The sequence below is a fragment of the Lactobacillus sp. ESL0261 genome (genome assembly GCF_003693025.1).
Taxonomy (GTDB): Bacteria; Bacillota; Bacilli; order Lactobacillales; family Lactobacillaceae; genus Lactobacillus; species Lactobacillus kullabergensis.
The window spans coordinates 46880-63776 of sequence record NZ_REHN01000010.1 but is presented as its reverse complement, the minus strand read 5'-3'; the positions used below and the strand labels follow the sequence as shown (position 1 = coordinate 63776).

General features: G+C 36.0%; 22 protein-coding genes. 20 read left to right on the top strand and 2 right to left on the bottom strand.

Annotation, left to right across the window (positions count from 1 at the left end; translation table 11 throughout):
• The first annotated feature begins 153 nt into the window (after positions 1-153).
• From F5ESL0261_RS07180 to F5ESL0261_RS07170, 3 genes are read left to right on the top strand one after another with little or no spacing between them, the layout of a single operon-like run.
• On the top strand, positions 154-981 hold the full coding sequence (locus F5ESL0261_RS07180; protein ID WP_122052724.1) for a hypothetical protein: 828 nt from the start codon (positions 154-156) through the stop codon (positions 979-981).
• A gap of 2 nt (positions 982-983) precedes the next feature.
• Complete coding sequence (locus F5ESL0261_RS07175) at positions 984-1568, top strand: hypothetical protein (protein WP_122052723.1); 585 nt, start codon at positions 984-986, stop codon at positions 1566-1568.
• Between the two features lie 9 nt (positions 1569-1577).
• A complete protein-coding gene (locus tag F5ESL0261_RS07170; RefSeq protein ID WP_122052722.1) occupies positions 1578-2183 on the top strand; it encodes an ATP-binding cassette domain-containing protein in 606 nt (201 codons plus the stop codon).
• Positions 2184-2298: 115 nt separating this feature from the next.
• On the opposite strand, the gene pepC is transcribed toward F5ESL0261_RS07170, so the two are convergent.
• Positions 2299-3645: an aminopeptidase C gene (pepC, locus tag F5ESL0261_RS07165; protein WP_122052721.1), complete on the bottom strand. Its 1347-nt coding sequence runs from the start codon at positions 3643-3645 to the stop codon at positions 2299-2301.
• A 129-nt stretch (positions 3646-3774) separates the two neighbouring features.
• On the bottom strand, positions 3775-4089 hold the full coding sequence (locus F5ESL0261_RS07160) for a hypothetical protein (RefSeq protein ID WP_122052720.1): 315 nt from the start codon (positions 4087-4089) through the stop codon (positions 3775-3777).
• A 119-nt stretch (positions 4090-4208) separates the two neighbouring features.
• Here F5ESL0261_RS07160 and F5ESL0261_RS07155 point away from each other — a divergent pair, with 119 nt between their 5' ends.
• The 17 genes from F5ESL0261_RS07155 to pstC all read left to right on the top strand — a co-directional run bounded on the left by F5ESL0261_RS07155 (position 4209) and on the right by pstC (position 16890).
• Positions 4209-4760, top strand: coding sequence for a dUTP diphosphatase (locus F5ESL0261_RS07155; protein ID WP_046325293.1), 552 nt, complete (start codon positions 4209-4211; stop codon positions 4758-4760).
• The gene (gene radA, locus F5ESL0261_RS07150) at positions 4761-6137 is read left to right on the top strand and encodes a DNA repair protein RadA (RefSeq protein ID WP_122052719.1); all 1377 of its coding nucleotides are present in this window, start codon (positions 4761-4763) and stop codon (positions 6135-6137) included.
• 74 nt (positions 6138-6211) lie between these two features.
• A complete protein-coding gene (gene gltX, locus F5ESL0261_RS07145) occupies positions 6212-7711 on the top strand; it encodes a glutamate--tRNA ligase (RefSeq protein WP_122052718.1) in 1500 nt (499 codons plus the stop codon).
• A 174-nt stretch (positions 7712-7885) separates the two neighbouring features.
• On the top strand, positions 7886-9310 hold the full coding sequence (gene cysS / locus F5ESL0261_RS07140; protein ID WP_122052717.1) for a cysteine--tRNA ligase: 1425 nt from the start codon (positions 7886-7888) through the stop codon (positions 9308-9310).
• A gap of 106 nt (positions 9311-9416) precedes the next feature.
• Complete coding sequence (locus F5ESL0261_RS07135) at positions 9417-9713, top strand: type II toxin-antitoxin system Phd/YefM family antitoxin (protein ID WP_046332419.1); 297 nt, start codon at positions 9417-9419, stop codon at positions 9711-9713.
• Entirely contained in the window at positions 9710-10060 is a 351-nt protein-coding gene (locus F5ESL0261_RS07130; RefSeq protein ID WP_122052716.1) for a type II toxin-antitoxin system YafQ family toxin, read from the top strand. The genes F5ESL0261_RS07135 and F5ESL0261_RS07130 overlap by 4 nt, the downstream gene beginning before the upstream one ends.
• Positions 10061-10180: 120 nt before the next feature.
• Positions 10181-10606 (top strand): Mini-ribonuclease 3, encoded by a 426-nt coding sequence (locus tag F5ESL0261_RS07125; protein ID WP_370448911.1) that lies wholly within the window; start codon positions 10181-10183, stop codon positions 10604-10606.
• The gene (gene rlmB / locus F5ESL0261_RS07120; protein WP_122052714.1) at positions 10593-11348 is read left to right on the top strand and encodes a 23S rRNA (guanosine(2251)-2'-O)-methyltransferase RlmB; all 756 of its coding nucleotides are present in this window, start codon (positions 10593-10595) and stop codon (positions 11346-11348) included. The genes F5ESL0261_RS07125 and rlmB overlap by 14 nt, the downstream gene beginning before the upstream one ends.
• Positions 11349-11558: 210 nt before the next feature.
• Positions 11559-12134, top strand: a complete 576-nt coding sequence (locus F5ESL0261_RS07115; protein WP_122052713.1) for a sigma-70 family RNA polymerase sigma factor — start codon at positions 11559-11561, stop codon at positions 12132-12134.
• 70 nt (positions 12135-12204) lie between these two features.
• Positions 12205-12423, top strand: coding sequence for a hypothetical protein (locus tag F5ESL0261_RS07110; RefSeq protein WP_045928407.1), 219 nt, complete (start codon positions 12205-12207; stop codon positions 12421-12423).
• Positions 12424-12601: 178 nt separating this feature from the next.
• Complete coding sequence (rpmG, locus tag F5ESL0261_RS07105; RefSeq protein WP_081945356.1) at positions 12602-12751, top strand: 50S ribosomal protein L33; 150 nt, start codon at positions 12602-12604, stop codon at positions 12749-12751.
• 3 nt (positions 12752-12754) lie between these two features.
• On the top strand, positions 12755-12925 hold the full coding sequence (secE, locus tag F5ESL0261_RS07100) for a preprotein translocase subunit SecE (protein WP_045928406.1): 171 nt from the start codon (positions 12755-12757) through the stop codon (positions 12923-12925).
• A gap of 100 nt (positions 12926-13025) precedes the next feature.
• The gene (gene nusG, locus F5ESL0261_RS07095) at positions 13026-13574 is read left to right on the top strand and encodes a transcription termination/antitermination protein NusG (RefSeq protein WP_109586561.1); all 549 of its coding nucleotides are present in this window, start codon (positions 13026-13028) and stop codon (positions 13572-13574) included.
• A 126-nt stretch (positions 13575-13700) separates the two neighbouring features.
• Positions 13701-14126 carry a 50S ribosomal protein L11 gene (gene rplK / locus F5ESL0261_RS07090; RefSeq protein WP_034980336.1) on the top strand — a complete coding sequence of 142 codons (426 nt, stop codon included), beginning with the start codon at positions 13701-13703 and terminating at the stop codon, positions 14124-14126.
• 70 nt (positions 14127-14196) lie between these two features.
• Positions 14197-14889, top strand: a complete 693-nt coding sequence (rplA, locus tag F5ESL0261_RS07085; protein ID WP_045928405.1) for a 50S ribosomal protein L1 — start codon at positions 14197-14199, stop codon at positions 14887-14889.
• Between the two features lie 140 nt (positions 14890-15029).
• Positions 15030-15896, top strand: coding sequence for a phosphate ABC transporter substrate-binding protein PstS family protein (locus F5ESL0261_RS07080; RefSeq protein WP_122052712.1), 867 nt, complete (start codon positions 15030-15032; stop codon positions 15894-15896).
• A gap of 1 nt (position 15897) precedes the next feature.
• On the top strand, positions 15898-16890 hold the full coding sequence (gene pstC / locus F5ESL0261_RS07075; RefSeq protein ID WP_034980330.1) for a phosphate ABC transporter permease subunit PstC: 993 nt from the start codon (positions 15898-15900) through the stop codon (positions 16888-16890).
• Positions 16891-16897: the final 7 nt, after the last annotated feature.

Sequence of the window (16897 nt, the reverse complement as noted above, 5' to 3'; positions counted from 1 at the left end):
AGTAATCATATGAATAAAGGCAACAATAAGAGCATTTTTTAATAGGGGAAAATTAGTTTTTTTTTAACTTTTTTTCATACTATTTTAGTTTATAATTGATATTATACATGATATAGTTATTCAAAGATATATTTGTTAAGAGGACTTCTGCTAATGCTAAAACGAACCCAAAAATTTATTCTTATTTTTCTAATTATTTATTTTCTTTTGATTACCTGGCAGTTTTTTATAGCCGCTAAATCTGAAGCAGGATTAATACCATTAAAGGGCAAAGCAGTTGAAATTTCTGTTATGCTTTTCTTTTCAATTCAACCGAATGGTTGGAACGAAAATATTATAAATTTAGTTATTTTGTTGGCCTTGGTACCTATCTTTGGAGCCGGTCTCTTAATCTATTTTAAAAATAATAATATGTTTAGCGCTGTCCAGCAAAGAGTCGGATATCATGGCTTTATCAAAGCAGGGATTATTAACTCCTTTATTATTGGGGTGGTATTTTCTTTATTAACTAATTTTTACCAGTTAGCATTAATTAATTTATTTTATTATCCATTTTTCTTTAAAACCAGACCTATAGAATTATACATTGGTGCCAGACCAGGATATTTTTCTACTAACCAGCTAATCGACTTATGTTCATACGTTACCTTAGCCGCTATAGGCTGGGGTATTTTTGCTATTTTAATTTTCAGTATTGGTCTTTTTGTATCAAAAAATAGTATTTACCTAGTTTTAGGACCGTGTGTAGGGATGGGTTTAACCTTATTGTCGATCATAATATCGCGGCTTGGCAATGAATTTTTGCTCTTCCTCTCGTATTTGTGGTTTCCATTTGCTGTACTTGCACCGGGACAGTTTGCGTTAGGATCTCGCTTGCCACCGATTAATTCATATTTGCTTTTTGTTTTGGTTGCATTGCTTTATCTGTTATTTGCTGCTTACTTAATCAAACTGTGGCAGCAGAAAAGAAAGCTGGGCTAATTATGCGCTTAAAGCGAATATCTCTTAGACTTGTTTTAAATGGTTTTATCGTATTTTTTATAGGACTAATGGGAAGCATTATACTTATAAAAACAGGTTCACCGGAAACCATGGAATTGCCAAACGAATACCTCAATTTTCACATGGTATCACTGTATTTGCAGCCAGCGGTCCTCTTGCTATTTTATAAGCAGATACTTACTTTTCGTAACATCAACGTGTTTGTGACGGTGCGAAAAAAGAATAAGTCGATGATCATGTACTTAATAGTACTGGCTACAATTTATTGTTTAATTTTTGTATTAGGTCTTTTTGTTCCGTATTTTTTTACTGATTACCCTTTATTTAAATTTGGTAATCCAATTGTGGGCATTGAACTCATACTACTACATGTCCTGGTTTTTTTGCTTCTACTTTGGCTGTTAGTCGGTGGCTATAACTGGCATAGCCCTTATTTATTATTGCTAATGGCGATAATCATAGATTTAATTTATCACTACTATATAGAAAAAAATATTTTAATAAATTATAGTCCCGTGTATGACGAGTTATATCGGGCTATCCATGAAATTTATGGTGGCTTTTAAGGAGAAATAATGTTAGAGCTTAAGCAGATAAAAAAGTCATTTGGTCAGAAGCTGGTTTTAAAAAGCGTATCTTTGACAGCTAAGCCAGGAGAACTAATTCATATTTCAGGTATTAACGGTTCTGGAAAGTCTACCATTTTTAAGATTATTACCGGCTTGTTAAAGGCTGACAGCGGTGAAATTAAGCTGGATGAAAATGATATTGTTGGGGCATTAATTGAAAATCCCAATTTTTTGGAATATGAGTCAGCCATGTCTAACCTTCATTTTCTGGCTAATCTTAACAAGCGCTTTAATGAGAAAGAAGTTAGGGATTTACTACAGTACTTTATGCTTGATCCTGACAATCCGGAACCCATAGTCAAGTATTCTGTTGGTATGAGGCAAAAGGTGGGCATCATCCAGGCTGTGATGGAAAACCAAAATATTATTTTGCTTGATGAGCCGACACGTGGAATTGATCAAGAGAGTATTGGCTTATTTGTAGCTATGCTTAAAAAATTAAGACAGCAAAATAAAATTATAGTGGTTGCCAGCCATGATCAAATTAATGAGCTTAAATATGATCGTCAATTTGTATTGAAGAAGGGAATACTGCGAGAAAAGCAAAAATAGCTTTAAGTACTTATTCAAAGTGTATAAAAAAGCATTGGGAAAACTGCTAGGTGATATAACCACCAAATTTCTCAATGCTTTTTAATATTTAACTTTTTGAACGGAAATAATAACTTTATTTAAAAGCCAAAGCGCCCATTGGATCCCATGGTAATAATTGAATCGGATCTTTAGCTCCTTCATCAAAGGCTGTTCTTAAATCATCAGGTAAGAATTTCTTGTTAATAACTGCTTGGTAGACAAATTGGTCAAACCATGAGTCACTCATTACAAAATAGCCCTTAAAGCCTGGCTTTTCTCCCCATGAATTTTCAATCTTCCACTTAGTTGGCTTATCATCTACTAAGTCGACACCGGTAATAACCATAGCATGATCCATCATGCTTTCGCTAGAATCAAGTTTATCACCCTTAGACATTGAAAAATCAACGTCAAATAATTCATCACGTTTGTAAATATTGGTATCAAGCAAGCCTAGCTGTCTTTCTGAATCCTTACCAACATTTGAACCAAACCAAACAACTTCTCCGGCTTTCAGTTGTTTAATAATCAAGTCTTTCATTTCAGAAATTTTGACGTTAAGGTGACGTACTTGTCTGCCGCCAACAACATTACCTAAGTATTCAACTGAAAAGACTTGGTGATATGGCTTGTCATCAGTAGGAGAGTTAATGAGTGAAACATGATCTTCCAAGTTCATGCCTACAAATCTATCAAAGAATTCTTTAGGAGTAATACCGGCTTCACGGTGGTAATTACCTTCATCATCTTTATATTCAAAGTCAAATTTCTTTGGTGGTACGCCTAATGAAATAGCTAAAATGCGGAAAACATCGTTTAAAAATTCATTTTTGCGTTGCTCAATCTCGTCTTCTGACTTACCTGCGTTGACTAAAGCACGTAGTTCTAAGCCATCTTTGCGCAACAGAGTGTTTAAAGTATCGTTTAAAGCGCCAGAATTGTTCGAATTGGCAGTTTCTGGATAAACAGACTTAGGAACAATACCATACTTTTCAACTAATCCACATAACATGTCCCATTGACCACCATCTTGTTGCGGGGTTGCGAACAGGAAGCTGACTTTACGGTCACCGAGCGGTTTCTTTGCTGACGAAATAACATTTTCAAAGAAGAAGTTTGATTTTTCAAATTTGTCCCAAAAATTAGTGTAATTTTGGGATAATTCAAAATCCTTAATCTTATATTCTTTTTGCAATGGGTGACGCATAGTATTTAATGCAGAAAACATCCAGCAGCGACCAGACTGCTTTTGATCAGCAGGTTTACCGGTATCAATCTCTACGGAAAAAGTAGGTGTTAAATCAATTTTTGATTGCAAATTTTGACTTGCCTTAAAAATGCCGTTTTCTTGAGCAGCATGACTGGCAATATTAATTCCAGCATGATTTGATAAGTCTTTTGTAAATTTATCAATGGCTGCACTTGTAATTTCTTTTGTCATTTATATTAAAATCCTCCTTAAACAAACTAATACTATTTTAGCCTAACTAAATAAAGTAGTCTATCTTTGAAAATTTAATTATTGTTAAAAATATATTTGCTTTTGCTTTACCTATTTAATCTGAAATGTTTATATATTTTTGTTTGCTGGATTTGGCTTATGATACCAGATCGAATGAAATTCCGAATGCTTCTCAAAGTATTTAATAACTAAAGGATCAAGTGGCCAAACAGGTAAGTGAGATTCTTGAGCAATAAACATTACTGTTGCCATTTGTTTGTGTAAAATCTTGTTACTGTCTATTTTGGGGTTGATAAAGAAATGGTTCATTATCCAGACAGCAGCGTCTTTGCGCTTAATTTTATCCATGGTCCAGCTGCAAATAGTTTCGCCATTATCATCATCTTCGCGAAAAAATTGGTGAGGGTTATCTAAGTTAAACATTTATTCTTCCTTCAAACTTTAATATTTCAGCTAATTTTACCAAACTAATTATATAAGATTTTAAAACACAGCAGTAAATTAATGTAAAATAGTGTTTAAAGATTTTTAAAGGAGATAACATGGAGAAAATTCGGGGCTTTGAAATTGTATCTAAATATAAAAATAAAAATGTGGCGTTACCTAGAAGACAAACAATTGCCAGCGCAGGCTATGATTTAGCAGCAGCAAAAGACGTTTTAATTCCCAGTATTTGGCGGCTTAATTTTGTGCGTATTTTTCGGTTAATTCGTAATGGTCATCAGCTATACGAACAAGACTATGAAATGGCCGAACATGTGCTCAAGCCGTTTTTGATTCCGACAGGTGTAAAGGCTTATATGCCTGAAGATGAAGTGTTAATATTGGCTAACCGCTCTTCAAATACTTTTAAAAAAAATCTTTCTTTGCCAAATGGCGTGGGCGTCATCGATGCGGATTATTACAATAATGATGACAATGAAGGTGAAATTTTCGTGCAGTTAATTAATTATGGTGTTAGACCAATTCAGATTCACAAGGGGGATCGTATTGGTCAGGGAATTTTTGTGCATTATTTAAAAACCGACAATGACTTGCCTATTGACAGGCAAAGGCTAAGCGGTTTTGGCTCAACTAATAAGAAGGAAAGCTAAATGGCAAAACTTAAAACAAAGTATAAATGTCGTTCTTGTGGCTATATTTCTGCCAGCTATTTAGGACGCTGTCCTAATTGCGGTGCCTGGAATCAGTTTGAAAAGGAAACTGAAGCGGTGCAAAATCGTTCAACTAAAGGCAGTCCTAGTCGCTTGATCAAGAAAACCGGAATAAGTGAACCGGTTAAGCTGGAAAACGTTAAGGCTGAAAAAGAAGAACGCATTCAGACTAGTATGGAAGAATTGAACAGGGTTTTAGGTGGAGGAATTGTGCCAGGATCCCTAGTCTTAATCGGTGGTGATCCAGGAATTGGCAAGTCGACTTTAATGTTGCAAATCATGAGCGAACTAGCTGGTAAATATAAAGTATTGTACGTTTCCGGTGAAGAATCAGCTAATCAAATCAAGTTAAGAGCAGATCGCTTGGGACTGCCGGCTAATGATATGATGCTTTATCCAGAAACTGATATGGAAGATATTCGCCAGCAAATTGCCGATTTAGCACCTGACTTTGTTGTCATTGACTCAATTCAAACTATGAATGAACCTAGCTTAGACTCAATGACGGGTTCAGCATCACAAGTAAGGGAAGTTACAAGTGAGTTAATGAAAATAGCCAAAATGGATGCTATTACCGTTTTTGTTATCGGCCATGTTACAAAGGAAGGAGCAATTGCCGGCCCTAAAATTTTGGAGCACATGGTTGACACTGTTCTTTATTTTGAAGGTGATGAACACCATGCCTACCGTATTTTGCATTCCGTTAAAAACAGATTTGGCGCAGCTAATGAAATCGGCATGTTTGAAATGGTTAATAATGGTTTAAAAGAAGTTACTAACCCGTCTGCTATTTTTTTGGATGAGCGTTTACCGAAGTCAACCGGGTCTGCTATAGTCGTTTCACTCGAAGGGACTCGTCCTATTTTGGCAGAGATTCAGGCATTAGTTACACCCACTGCTTTTGGCTATGCTAAAAGAACTACATCTGGTATTGACTATAATCGTGCGGGATTATTGCTGGCTGTTCTAGAAAAACGAGGCAACTTGATGTTGCAAAATCAGGACGTCTATTTAACAGCTACCGGTGGAATACGCCTTAACGAACCCGCTGTCGATTTGGCTGTAGTGATGGCTATCGCGTCAAGCTATAAAAATCAGGAAATTTTGCCCACAGATTGTTTTGTAGGCGAAGTCGGTTTAACTGGTGAAGTAAGGCGAGTTAATCAAATAGATGCGCGAATTAAGGAAGCAGCTAAAACTGGGTTTAAGCGTATTTTTATTCCCAAACATAATATGCATACCAGCCTGAAAAAGGCCGATATTGAAATTATTCCGGTTTCAAGTATTCCGCAAGCATTAAAACTGGTTTTAGGCTAACGAATATTGAACTTTTTGACTATTACGCGTAAACTTAAATTGTTTATATTTACTTTTTGAAAGAGGCATGAATTTTGGCTAAACAAAAAATTCGGGTAAGATATGCCCCAAGTCCAACGGGGCATTTACATATTGGTAATGCACGGACTGCGCTATTTAATTACTTATTCGCGCGGCATAATAAGGGAACTTTTGTTTTAAGAATTGAGGATACGGACCAGAAACGTAATGTTGCAGGCGGCTCAGAGTCGCAAATGGAAAACCTGCACTGGCTCGGCATCGATTGGGATGAAGGTCCTGATAAAGGTGGCGCTTATGGCCCTTACCGTCAATCTGAGCGTAAGGATATTTACAATAAATATATTAAACAGCTGATTGATGAGGGTAAAGCCTATTATTCTTATAAAACTGAAGAAGAATTGGAAGAGCAGCGTGAAGAACAGCGGGCAATGGGCATTGCGCCCCACTATACCTACGAATATGAAGGCATGACAGCTGCTGAAATTGCTCAAAAGCAAGAAGAAGCAGAAAAGAAGGGCTTAAAGCCGGTTGTTCGTATCCATATTCCTGAAATGGAAACATATTCTTGGGATGATATTGTTAAGGGTCATCTTAGTTTTGAGTCTGATACCATCGGTGGCGATTTTGTCATTCAAAAACGCGATGGCATGCCTACTTACAATTTTGCAGTGGTAATTGATGATCACCTGATGAAAATTACTCACGTTTTGCGTGGAGATGATCACGTTTCAAACACGCCTAAGCAATTAGCAGTTTATGAGGCTCTAGGCTGGGAGCCGCCAAAATTTGGTCACATGACTTTAATTATTAATTCGGAAACTGGTAAAAAACTTTCAAAGCGTGATGAATCTGTTTTACAATTCATTGAGCAATACAGAGATCTTGGTTATCTACCTGATGCAATGTTTAACTTTATTACATTATTAGGCTGGTCTCCAGTTGGTGAAAGCGAGATTTTCAGCCAACGTGAGTTAATTAAACAATTTGATCCGGCAAGATTATCTAATTCTCCTGCTGCTTTTGATCAGAAGAAATTGGAGTGGATTAACAACCAGTATATTAAAAAGGCTGATCGTGATACTCTTTTAGACTTGGCACTTAATAATTTGCAAGAAGCAGGTTTGGTTGAAAAAGATCCAAATCCGGAAAAAATGGAGTGGGTCAGACAGTTAGTTAACATCTATTCCGTTCAAATGTCATATACAAAGCAGATCGTTGACCTAGCAAAAATTTTCTTTAATGCTCCTAAAGACTTAAGTGAAAAAGAAATTGAAGAAATTCGTAAAGATGAAGCTAGACCGGTAATTGAAGAATTTAAGAAGCAAATTGATTTGATTCCACGGTTTACTGCTCCTCAAATAATGAATGCTGTACAAGCAACTCGTAAGGCAACAGGAATTAAAGGTAGACGTTTATTCATGCCAATTAGAATTGCTACTACCAGATCAATGGTGGGACCAGGAATTGGTGAAGCTATGGAGCTTTTAGGCAAAAAGCGTGTGTTAGAGCATTTAGATTTAACTCTCAAGCAAATGAGTGAAAACGGCTTATAGTTATCAAAACAGCGTATTATTCTATTATTGAATGGGAGTAATACGCTGTTTTAACTTGCAGTTAGGCAAAACGTGATTATGGCAAAAAACAAGATTGTAAACTTTTGGTTGAAAAAATTGATTAAAGTTTCTGGTAAAATAAGATTTAGAATGTAGAAAGGTCAGTTAGCCACAGTGAAAATTTACAACACTTTAACTAATACTAAAGAAGAATTTAAGCCGATAAACCCAGGTCAGGTAACAATGTATGTTTGTGGACCAACTGTATATAATTATATTCACATTGGTAATGCCAGGAGCGTTATTGCTTTTGACACCATTAGGCGCTATTTAGAATTTCGCGGTTTTAGGGTAAATTTTGTGTCCAATTTTACTGACGTAGACGATAAAATGATCGCTGAGGCTAAAGCTGAAAATGTTACTGTTCCTGAATTAGCTGAGCGCTACATTAAAGCATATCGTGAAGATATTTCAGCTTTAAACGTTAAGCCGGCAACTAAAAATCCCCGTGCAACTCACGAAGTCAACGAAATTATTAAATTTATCCAAAAGCTGATTTCTAAGGGTTATGCTTATGAGTCAGATGGTGATGTTTATTATCGTACCAGAAAATTTAAAAATTATGGTGCTCTTAGCAGCCAAAATCTTGCAGAGCTTGAAGAGGGTGCTTCTGAGCATGTTAATGAAGAAGAACAAAAACGTAAAGAGGACCCAATAGATTTTGCTTTATGGAAAAAGCAAAAGAAACCTGATGAAATAGCTTGGGCTTCTCCTTGGGGCAAGGGCCGTCCCGGTTGGCATATTGAATGTTCAGTAATGGCTACAAAATATTTAGGTGAAACAATTGATATTCATGGTGGTGGTCAAGATTTGGAATTTCCTCATCATGAAAATGAAATTGCTCAAAGTGAAGCAGCAACTGGTAAACCCTTTGTTCACTATTGGATGCATAATGGTTTTGTTACAGTTGGAGCAGATGCAGAAAAAATGTCCAAGTCATTGCATAACTTTGTGACTGTACATGATTTATTGCAAAAAGTTGATCCACAAGTGTTGCGCTTCTTTATGGCCAGTGTTCAATATAGAAAACAAATTAATTATTCGACTGATAATTTAAAACAAGCACAAATTATTTTACAGAGGTTTAAGAATACTCTTAACAATCTTGAATATCGACTAAAAGATGAAACAGATAGTGAAAAGTCAGAAATTTTGGACAATAAAATTCAAGAGACACAGCATAAATTTATTAATGCTATGGACGATGACTTTAATGTTCAGAATGCTTTAACTGCCATTTACGATTTATTACCGGAAATTAATGCCAATATTAATGCTGAAAATGCTGATAAAGATACTCTTAAAAAAGCGGCTAAACTTTTGACAAGCTGGTTAGCTGTTTTCGGGATAGATGTACAGCGCTTAATTACCGCTGAAAATCAAAATGATGATGAGCAAGTTCAGAGACTAATTAAAAAACGTGAAGAAGCACGTAAAAACAAAGATTGGGCACAAAGCGATGCGTTGCGGGACGAACTTAAACAAATGGGTGTTACAGTTGAAGATACACCACAAGGAACAAGGTGGCTACGTGAATAAGATTTATTTAAATGCATGATTTAATTTGATAACAATGAATCATTAAGCTGGGAAAAGTGTACATAATAATGTACACTTTTTATAGTTGAAAGTGATGGTGAGATATATGGAAACACTGAATCAAACTTATTTTAGAAATAATATTAAATCTTGCTTGGATCTTGTAAATGATAATGATGATACAATTTATATTACCCGACCAAAAAATCGTGCAGTTGCTGTTATTTCAACTAAAAAGTTGGAAAAATATGAATATTTGGAATTATTTGCTAAGACCAAAGAGGGAACTACGGATCACGCTGTAGCAAGGGACAAGTTAATTGAATTAGGTGTACTGAATGACAATGATCCTGTAATAGATAAGGATAACTGGACAGAATTTTGGCAACAATTTAAGAGATGAGAAGACTAAGATTTATTCCTAGAAAAGATTTTCAAAAAGATTTAAAAGAACTAGCTCGTATTGATAAAACAATAATTGATGATGTGATGGCTGACATTGATTTACTTTGCGAAAATCATCAATTACCAGCTGAATTTATGGATCATGCTTTAACTGGTCGCTTAGAGGGTTATCGTGATTTTCATGTTCGAACTCCTGAAAAAGGGAAGTCACCTGTTGAAAGTAATGATGTTGTTGTAATATATAGAATTGTAGAAAATAAGTTAATTGTAGTTGGATTGAGAGTCGGTAGCCATTCAAAGTTATTTAATGGACTTGATAGCTCGGTAAAATATAAAAAACAATAGACTCAAAAATTAATTTAAAAAAATCATGGTGCTCTACGTGATGGAACTCAAGCGAATGGGTAATTACAGTTGAAGATACACCTAAAGGAACAAGGTGGCTACGTGAATCAAACTAAAAAAATGATAGAAAATGATGTTAATCCGGATACTTTAAATGGGCAAACATTAGCTTATCTGGGGGATGCAGTTTATGAAATCTTTATTAGGAGGCATTTAATTAAATGTGGCATTGTTAAACCCCAAGTCTTGCAAAGAAGGGCTACTCATTATGTGTCGGCCAAAGCGCAGGCAGCATTAATTTCCAAACTTCAGGAAGAAAATTTGCTTACTGATGATGAAGTGGCGACTTTTCACCGCGGTCGCAATTCGAAAACTTATACTAAAGCAAAAAATACCAGTTTAGCTACTTATCAGTTATCTACCGGTTTTGAAGCTGTTTGGGGATACTTAGAACTCTTAAACAAAAAAGATCGTATAAAGCAGCTGACCGAATGGTGTATTAAAACAATTGAAAATGGGGGCATCGAGGAATATGACTTCAAGTGACAAAGACTTTGTTTTTGGCAGGCATGCAGGACTGGATTATTTAAAAACCCAAGATGCCGATCATATCAACAAAATATTTTTACAGCAGGGTATTAAAGAAAATTTTGCCAATCAAGTATTTACCTTGGCTAAGCAGAAGGGGTTAATTGTCCAAACGGTACCCAAAAACAAATTAGACAAATTGGTTCAAGGTGGAAATCATCAAGGAATAGTTTTAACGGTAGCTAGTTTTGAATATGCCGATCTGGATCAGCTGCTGGATAAATTTGACCACAGCAATCACGAACCGTTTCTACTGATGCTTGATTCAATTGAAGATCCCCATAATTTGGGTTCTATTTTGAGAACAGCAGATGCCACTGGAGTTGACGGCATTATTATTCCTAAAAGACGTGCTACAGGGTTAACTTCTGTTGTAGCTAAAACTTCAACTGGAGCAATTGATTATGTGCCAGTAGCAAGGGTAAATAATTTGGTGCAAACTGCAAAAATATTAAAAAAACGTGGCTATTGGCTTTTTGGTACTGATATGAAAGGTACAGATTATCGACAGTGGGACAGTAATGGCAAAACTGTTTTGGTAATCGGCAATGAAGGTAAAGGAATTTCACGCCTTCTTAAAGAGCAGATGGACCAAATGCTGACATTGCCTATGGTCGGGCATGTGCAATCACTGAATGCCAGTGTTGCAACTGGTGTTTTGCTTTATCAGATGCTTAACAGCCGCAATCCTCTTAAATAGCTTTTCTAACACTCTGATCAATCAGAGTGTATTTTTGTGGCCAAATAAAGTAATATTCTCTTTTTTATTTAATGCGATTTCAACAAATCTGGCTTTTTGTTGTTGCCGAACTGACAGTAAAAAATAGTTGCTGAATTTGAACTTAGGTTCGATTTTTGAGGTTCATTAGTTACTGTATTCTTCAATAAAAATTTAAATAGGAGAAGCAAAATGAAGAATACTGGAATAAATATTAAAAGTGAGGCGGAACTTATTAAGCAAATAAAAAATGGTGAGGATGAAGCTTTATTAGACTTATGTTTTCGCTATAAGCCATTAATTAACAAAGTGAAAGGCATGTATCACGTGCGCTATTATGACAACCAAGATTGGGAACAGGATGCAATGATTATTTGTCATGCTTCGGCGAAAAGTTTTGACTTAAATAAAGGAAAATTTGGCAGCTATTTTAAAACACGACTGATCAATCATGCACGCTCACTTGTAAGATATGATAATGCCTATCGGAGGCAGGCTTTGAAACAATCAGTTTCATTAGAAACAGCCAAGAAAAACAATTTATTGCCTTTAGATAAATCATTTGTTTCTATACCAGAAATTCCTTTAAGTGAAAATATTGCTATTTTGACAAGTAAGTTGTCTCATTTGGAGACCAATGCGCTATTGGTGGGCTTGGGTGTGATAGAACAAAAAGAAGTTATTCAAAAACTAAAAATTAGTAAATTAACCTTATCAAGAGCGCGTTCACGTCTTGCACAGAAAATGCGTCAAACATTGCTCGATTAGTTTTTATAGTTGACATCTAGAAATTGCGGTATAATTGTTATTGTAGAATAAATTTTAGGAGGTAGTTAAGATGGCTGATGAAGTTATGAAGACTGCATTGTTAGATCGTCACATGAAAGAAGTTTTTGACTGGAGTGACTCAGATATTCCAGTTAGAGATGCCCTTTGGGATTATTTTATGGAAAAGAATGGCAGAGATACCATTAAGACGGAAGAAGCTATGCTTCCATTCCTGAAAGACTCTGACGATAAAATCGAATCCTTCGTTAATGAAAATCTTAAGAAGTAAATCCGACTAATACAATGTTCTACGCACTGTGGTCACGCATTTGTTTGGCTACTACAAAGGCGGTTGCTTGAATGAGCAACTGCTTTTGTTTTGTAATAATTAAGTTTACAAGTAATTATTAAATTAATTGCTTAAGTTAGCCATTTTTGCTAAAATACAATAGTTTGGAAGTGAGATTATGGCAGTGAAAAAAGCATCATTAGCTTGCAGCATCTGTGGCTCTCGTAATTACTCAATCGCTGCAAGTAAGAATCGCACTCAGCGCCTTGAATTAAAAAAATTTTGTAAGCACTGCGGTAAAATGACGTTACATAAAGAAACGAGGTAAATTATGGTTAAATTCTTTAAGAGTGTTGTTGAGGAAATGAAATTGGTCACTTGGCCAACAGCAAAACAAAACCGTCACGACACCGCAATTGTTATTGTTTCTTCAATTTTGTTTGCTGCGTATTTAGGGTTACTCGATCTTTTGTTTACCAATGTTACGCAAATAGTTATGTAATAGCACAGTCTTTTTATTTGTGGTATAATTATATTAATTGGAAAGTCCTCCGGAGTAGAGGCTTTTTTGTTTGCCAAAAATATAAGGAGAATATGTAATAATGGTAGAAACTACTAAAAAGCAATGGTATGTGCTTCACACTTATTCAGGTTACGAAGACAAGGTCAAATCAGACTTATTGTCGCGAGCTCAAAGCATGGGGATGCAAGACTATATTTTTCGAGTAATGGTTCCTGAACAAGAAAAGATTGAAAAGGTAAACAACAAGAAAAAAGAAGTCGAAGAAAAGATTTTCCCTGGTTATGTTCTTGTTGAAATGGTAATGACCGATGAAAGTTGGTTTGTTGTGCGGAACACACCAAACGTAACAGGATTTGTCGGTTCTCATGGTGGTGGTTCTAAGCCATCCCCACTTTTAGAAGACGAAGTCAATAGGCTCTTACGTCAACAAGGTGAACCAGCTAAAAGACCCCAAATTGACTTTGAAGTTGGTGAAACAGTTACGATTATTGATGGGGCCTTTAACGGTGTTGAAGGCAAAATTACTGAAATTCAACCTGATAAATATAAATTATTTGTTTCAGTTGATATGTTTGGACGTGCTACCACCACTGAACTTGACTATGATCAAGTAAAGAAAATTAGCTAGTAATAAGTCAATTATTGCAAAACTACTAAATAGATGATAATATATTAAAGTACTTTTATTATTGTGGGAGGAAAAGTAGGTAACTTTTCCATTTTAACCACGCACGGAATCAAGGAGGTTTTGACCGTGGCAAAGAAAGTTATAAATGTTGTTAAATTACAAATACCAGCTGGTGCTGCAACACCCGCTCCTCCAGTTGGTCCAGCTTTAGGTCAAGCTGGTATTAACATTGTTGGCTTTACTAAGGACTTCAATGCTAGAACTGCTGACCAAAAGGGCATGATTATTCCTGTAGTCATCACAGTATACGAAGATCGTTCATTCGAATTCGTAACTAAGACTCCACCAGCTCCAGTACTTTTGAAGCAGGCTGCTAAGATTGACAAGGCATCCGGTGAACCAAACACCAAGAAAGTTGGTAAGGTTACCAAGGATCAAGTTAAGGAAATTGCTGAAACTAAGATGAAGGACCTTAACGCTGCTGATGTCGAAGCTGCTATGCGGATGATCGAAGGTACTGCTAGAAGCATGGGTATCGAAGTCGAAGACTAATCCTGTTATTTATAACAATTTAGGTGGGAGAGCTTTAGCTCGCTTGACCACATATTAAGGAGGAAATCACATGCCAAAGCATGGTAAAAAATATTTAGAAGCTGCTAAAAAAGTAGATTCAAAGAAATTATATTCAGTTGCTGAAGCAATGAAGTTAGTTAAAGAAACTTCATACGCAGGCTTTGATGCTTCAGTTGAAGTTTCATACAATTTGAGCGTTGACCCTAAACAAGCAGACCAACAAATTCGTGGCTCATTGGTTTTGCCTAATGGTACTGGTAAGACACAAAAAGTTATTGTATTTGCTGAGGGTCCTCAAGCTGAACAAGCTAAGGCTGCTGGTGCTGATGAAGTTGGTTCTGACGACTTAGTTGAAAAAGTGCAAAACGGTTACTTAGACTTTGATGTCGTTGTTGCTACACCAACAATGATGGCAAAAGTTGGACGTTTAGGTCGTGTACTTGGACCTAAAGGTTTGATGCCAAACCCTAAGACTGGTACCGTTACAATGGATATTGAAAAAGCCGTTAAGAATGTAAAAGCTGGTCAGGTTGAATATCGTGTTGACCGTCAAGCTGCTATTCACGCAGCAATTGGTAAAGTTTCATTTACTGATGAACAATTAATTGAAAACTTTGATGCATTGCGTGACGTTATTTTACGTGCGCGTCCATCTGCTGCTAAAGGTCAATACATTAAGAGTGTTGCTGTAGCTGCAACCTTTGGACCTGGGATTAAACTTGATCCATTAAATCTGGACTAAAATTGAACAATTAATTAAAGCAACTTTGCGATTGAGCAGGTTGCTTTTTTTATCTATTTATGAGTATTTATGATTGGTCAAAGGTAAAAGTTTTGATAAACTAGAGCTAAATTTTATTTGTTTAATTGAGGGAATCTTATATGAAAAAAAGTAATTTAGGCAGACTGCTGACATTAATATTATTTATGTCCCTATTTTTGACAGGTTGCAGTCAAAACCGAGAAAAAATTACTATTGTTGGCTCCAGTGCCTTACAACCTTTAATAGAACAAGCTGGCAATGACTATCACCTAGCCCACATGAGCAGCAACATTGTAGTTCAAGGTGGTGGCTCCGGTACAGGACTAAGCCAAGTGCAAGCAGGGGCCGTTGAAGTTGGTACTTCTGATGTTTTTGCTGAAACGCAAAAAGGCATTGATGCAAAGAAACTGGAAGATTACCCTGTGGCAGTAGTTGGTATTGTGCCAATTGCAAATAAGGGTGTCGGAGTTAAAAATTTATCTACTAAACAACTCTCTGATATTTTTACTGGTAAAATTAAAAATTGGCATCAAGTAGGTGGTAAAAATCAGTCAATTATTGTGATCAACCGTTCTCGTGGAAGTGGTACGCGATCGACATTTGAGGACTTGGTTCTAAATGGAAAAGAAGCAATTAATTCTCAAGAACAGGATTCAAATGGAACTGTCAAAAAAATTGTCAATTCTACACCGGGTACTATTTCTTACATATCTTTCCCATATGCCAATGACCAAAATATTCAAAAAATAAGTATAAATAATATTCAACCAGATAATAGAAACATACCCACGAACAAGTGGCCACTTTGGTCTTATGAGCATATGTATACAAAAGGTAAACCGAATAAGGCTACTGCAGCTTTTATTAAATACGTATTGAGTAAAAAAGTTCAAAAAGATTTAGTTCCTAAAATTGGCTATATAAGTGTACATGAAATGAAAGTTGCGCGTGATAGTCAAAATAAAATTACGAAGATAGGTAAATAAAATGGCAAAAAAAGAACAAGATTTACAACAAGTTGTTGAGAATGCTCTTGCCGAACAAAAAGTACCACATGTTAAGTTCAAAGGTATTGATCCCAAAAATATTGATGTTGATCGCTTAACTAAGCCATCAAAAGAAACACGACAAGAATGGTGGGGCAGAGGATTAACATTTTTGGCAATTATATTAATAGGAATATTAATAGTTGCAATCATTGGTTTTGTTGGCATGCATGGGTTAGCAACTTTTATTGATAATAAAGTGAACATTTTCCATTTTCTGTTTTCTACTGACTGGAATCCTAATGCTGGTAAAAACCATGTGGGTGCCGCAGCAATGATTGTAACTTCTTTTGCAGTAACGCTGCTGGCAGCACTAATTGCAACACCATTTTCGATTGCCGTGGCACTATTTATGACAGAATATGAATCTGGTAAGAGAGTGCAGTTACTGCAATCCGTAATGGAGCTTTTAGTAGGTATTCCTTCTGTAGTTTATGGCTTTATTGGCTTAATGGTAGTTGTTCCAGCTGTCAGAACTATTTTTGGTGGAACAGGCTTTGGCATCTTGACTGCCACTTTAATACTTTTTGTAATGGTTCTGCCCACAATAACTTCTCTTACTGTTGATGCGTTTAAAGCTATTCCCAAAGATTTGCGAAAGTCTTCAGCAGCTCTTGGTGCTACGAAATGGCAGACTATATATCACGTTGTGCTGAGAGCAGCTCGCTCACGTATCATGACAGCAGTTATTTTCGGTATGGCTCGTGCTTTTGGTGAAGCTTTAGCTGTGCAAATGGCAATCGGGAATGCAGTCTTAATGCCATATAACTTGGTTAGCCCAGCAGCAACGTTAACTAGTCAGTTAACTAGTCAAATGGGCAATACTGTTATGGGTACCTTGCCTAACAATTCATTATGGTCTTTGGCACTTTTGTTATTAATTATGTCACTGGTATTTAATTTCTTGGTACATTTAATTGGAAAGAAGAGTTAGTAGTATT

Coding starts and splice junctions, on each gene's coding strand:
- F5ESL0261_RS07180 (WP_122052724.1), top strand. CDS start 154: ATGCTAAAACGAACCCAAAAATTTATTCTTATTTTTCTAATTATTTAT.
- F5ESL0261_RS07175 (WP_122052723.1), top strand. CDS start 984: ATGCGCTTAAAGCGAATATCTCTTAGACTTGTTTTAAATGGTTTTATC.
- F5ESL0261_RS07170 (WP_122052722.1), top strand. CDS start 1,578: ATGTTAGAGCTTAAGCAGATAAAAAAGTCATTTGGTCAGAAGCTGGTT.
- pepC (WP_122052721.1), bottom strand. CDS start 3,645: ATGACAAAAGAAATTACAAGTGCAGCCATTGATAAATTTACAAAAGAC.
- F5ESL0261_RS07160 (WP_122052720.1), bottom strand. CDS start 4,089: ATGTTTAACTTAGATAACCCTCACCAATTTTTTCGCGAAGATGATGAT.
- F5ESL0261_RS07155 (WP_046325293.1), top strand. CDS start 4,209: ATGGAGAAAATTCGGGGCTTTGAAATTGTATCTAAATATAAAAATAAA.
- radA (WP_122052719.1), top strand. CDS start 4,761: ATGGCAAAACTTAAAACAAAGTATAAATGTCGTTCTTGTGGCTATATT.
- F5ESL0261_RS07135 (WP_046332419.1), top strand. CDS start 9,417: ATGGAAACACTGAATCAAACTTATTTTAGAAATAATATTAAATCTTGC.
- F5ESL0261_RS07130 (WP_122052716.1), top strand. CDS start 9,710: ATGAGAAGACTAAGATTTATTCCTAGAAAAGATTTTCAAAAAGATTTA.
- F5ESL0261_RS07125 (WP_370448911.1), top strand. CDS start 10,181: ATGATAGAAAATGATGTTAATCCGGATACTTTAAATGGGCAAACATTA.
- rlmB (WP_122052714.1), top strand. CDS start 10,593: ATGACTTCAAGTGACAAAGACTTTGTTTTTGGCAGGCATGCAGGACTG.
- F5ESL0261_RS07115 (WP_122052713.1), top strand. CDS start 11,559: ATGAAGAATACTGGAATAAATATTAAAAGTGAGGCGGAACTTATTAAG.
- F5ESL0261_RS07110 (WP_045928407.1), top strand. CDS start 12,205: ATGGCTGATGAAGTTATGAAGACTGCATTGTTAGATCGTCACATGAAA.
- rpmG (WP_081945356.1), top strand. CDS start 12,602: ATGGCAGTGAAAAAAGCATCATTAGCTTGCAGCATCTGTGGCTCTCGT.
- secE (WP_045928406.1), top strand. CDS start 12,755: ATGGTTAAATTCTTTAAGAGTGTTGTTGAGGAAATGAAATTGGTCACT.
- nusG (WP_109586561.1), top strand. CDS start 13,026: ATGGTAGAAACTACTAAAAAGCAATGGTATGTGCTTCACACTTATTCA.
- rplA (WP_045928405.1), top strand. CDS start 14,197: ATGCCAAAGCATGGTAAAAAATATTTAGAAGCTGCTAAAAAAGTAGAT.
- F5ESL0261_RS07080 (WP_122052712.1), top strand. CDS start 15,030: ATGAAAAAAAGTAATTTAGGCAGACTGCTGACATTAATATTATTTATG.
- pstC (WP_034980330.1), top strand. CDS start 15,898: ATGGCAAAAAAAGAACAAGATTTACAACAAGTTGTTGAGAATGCTCTT.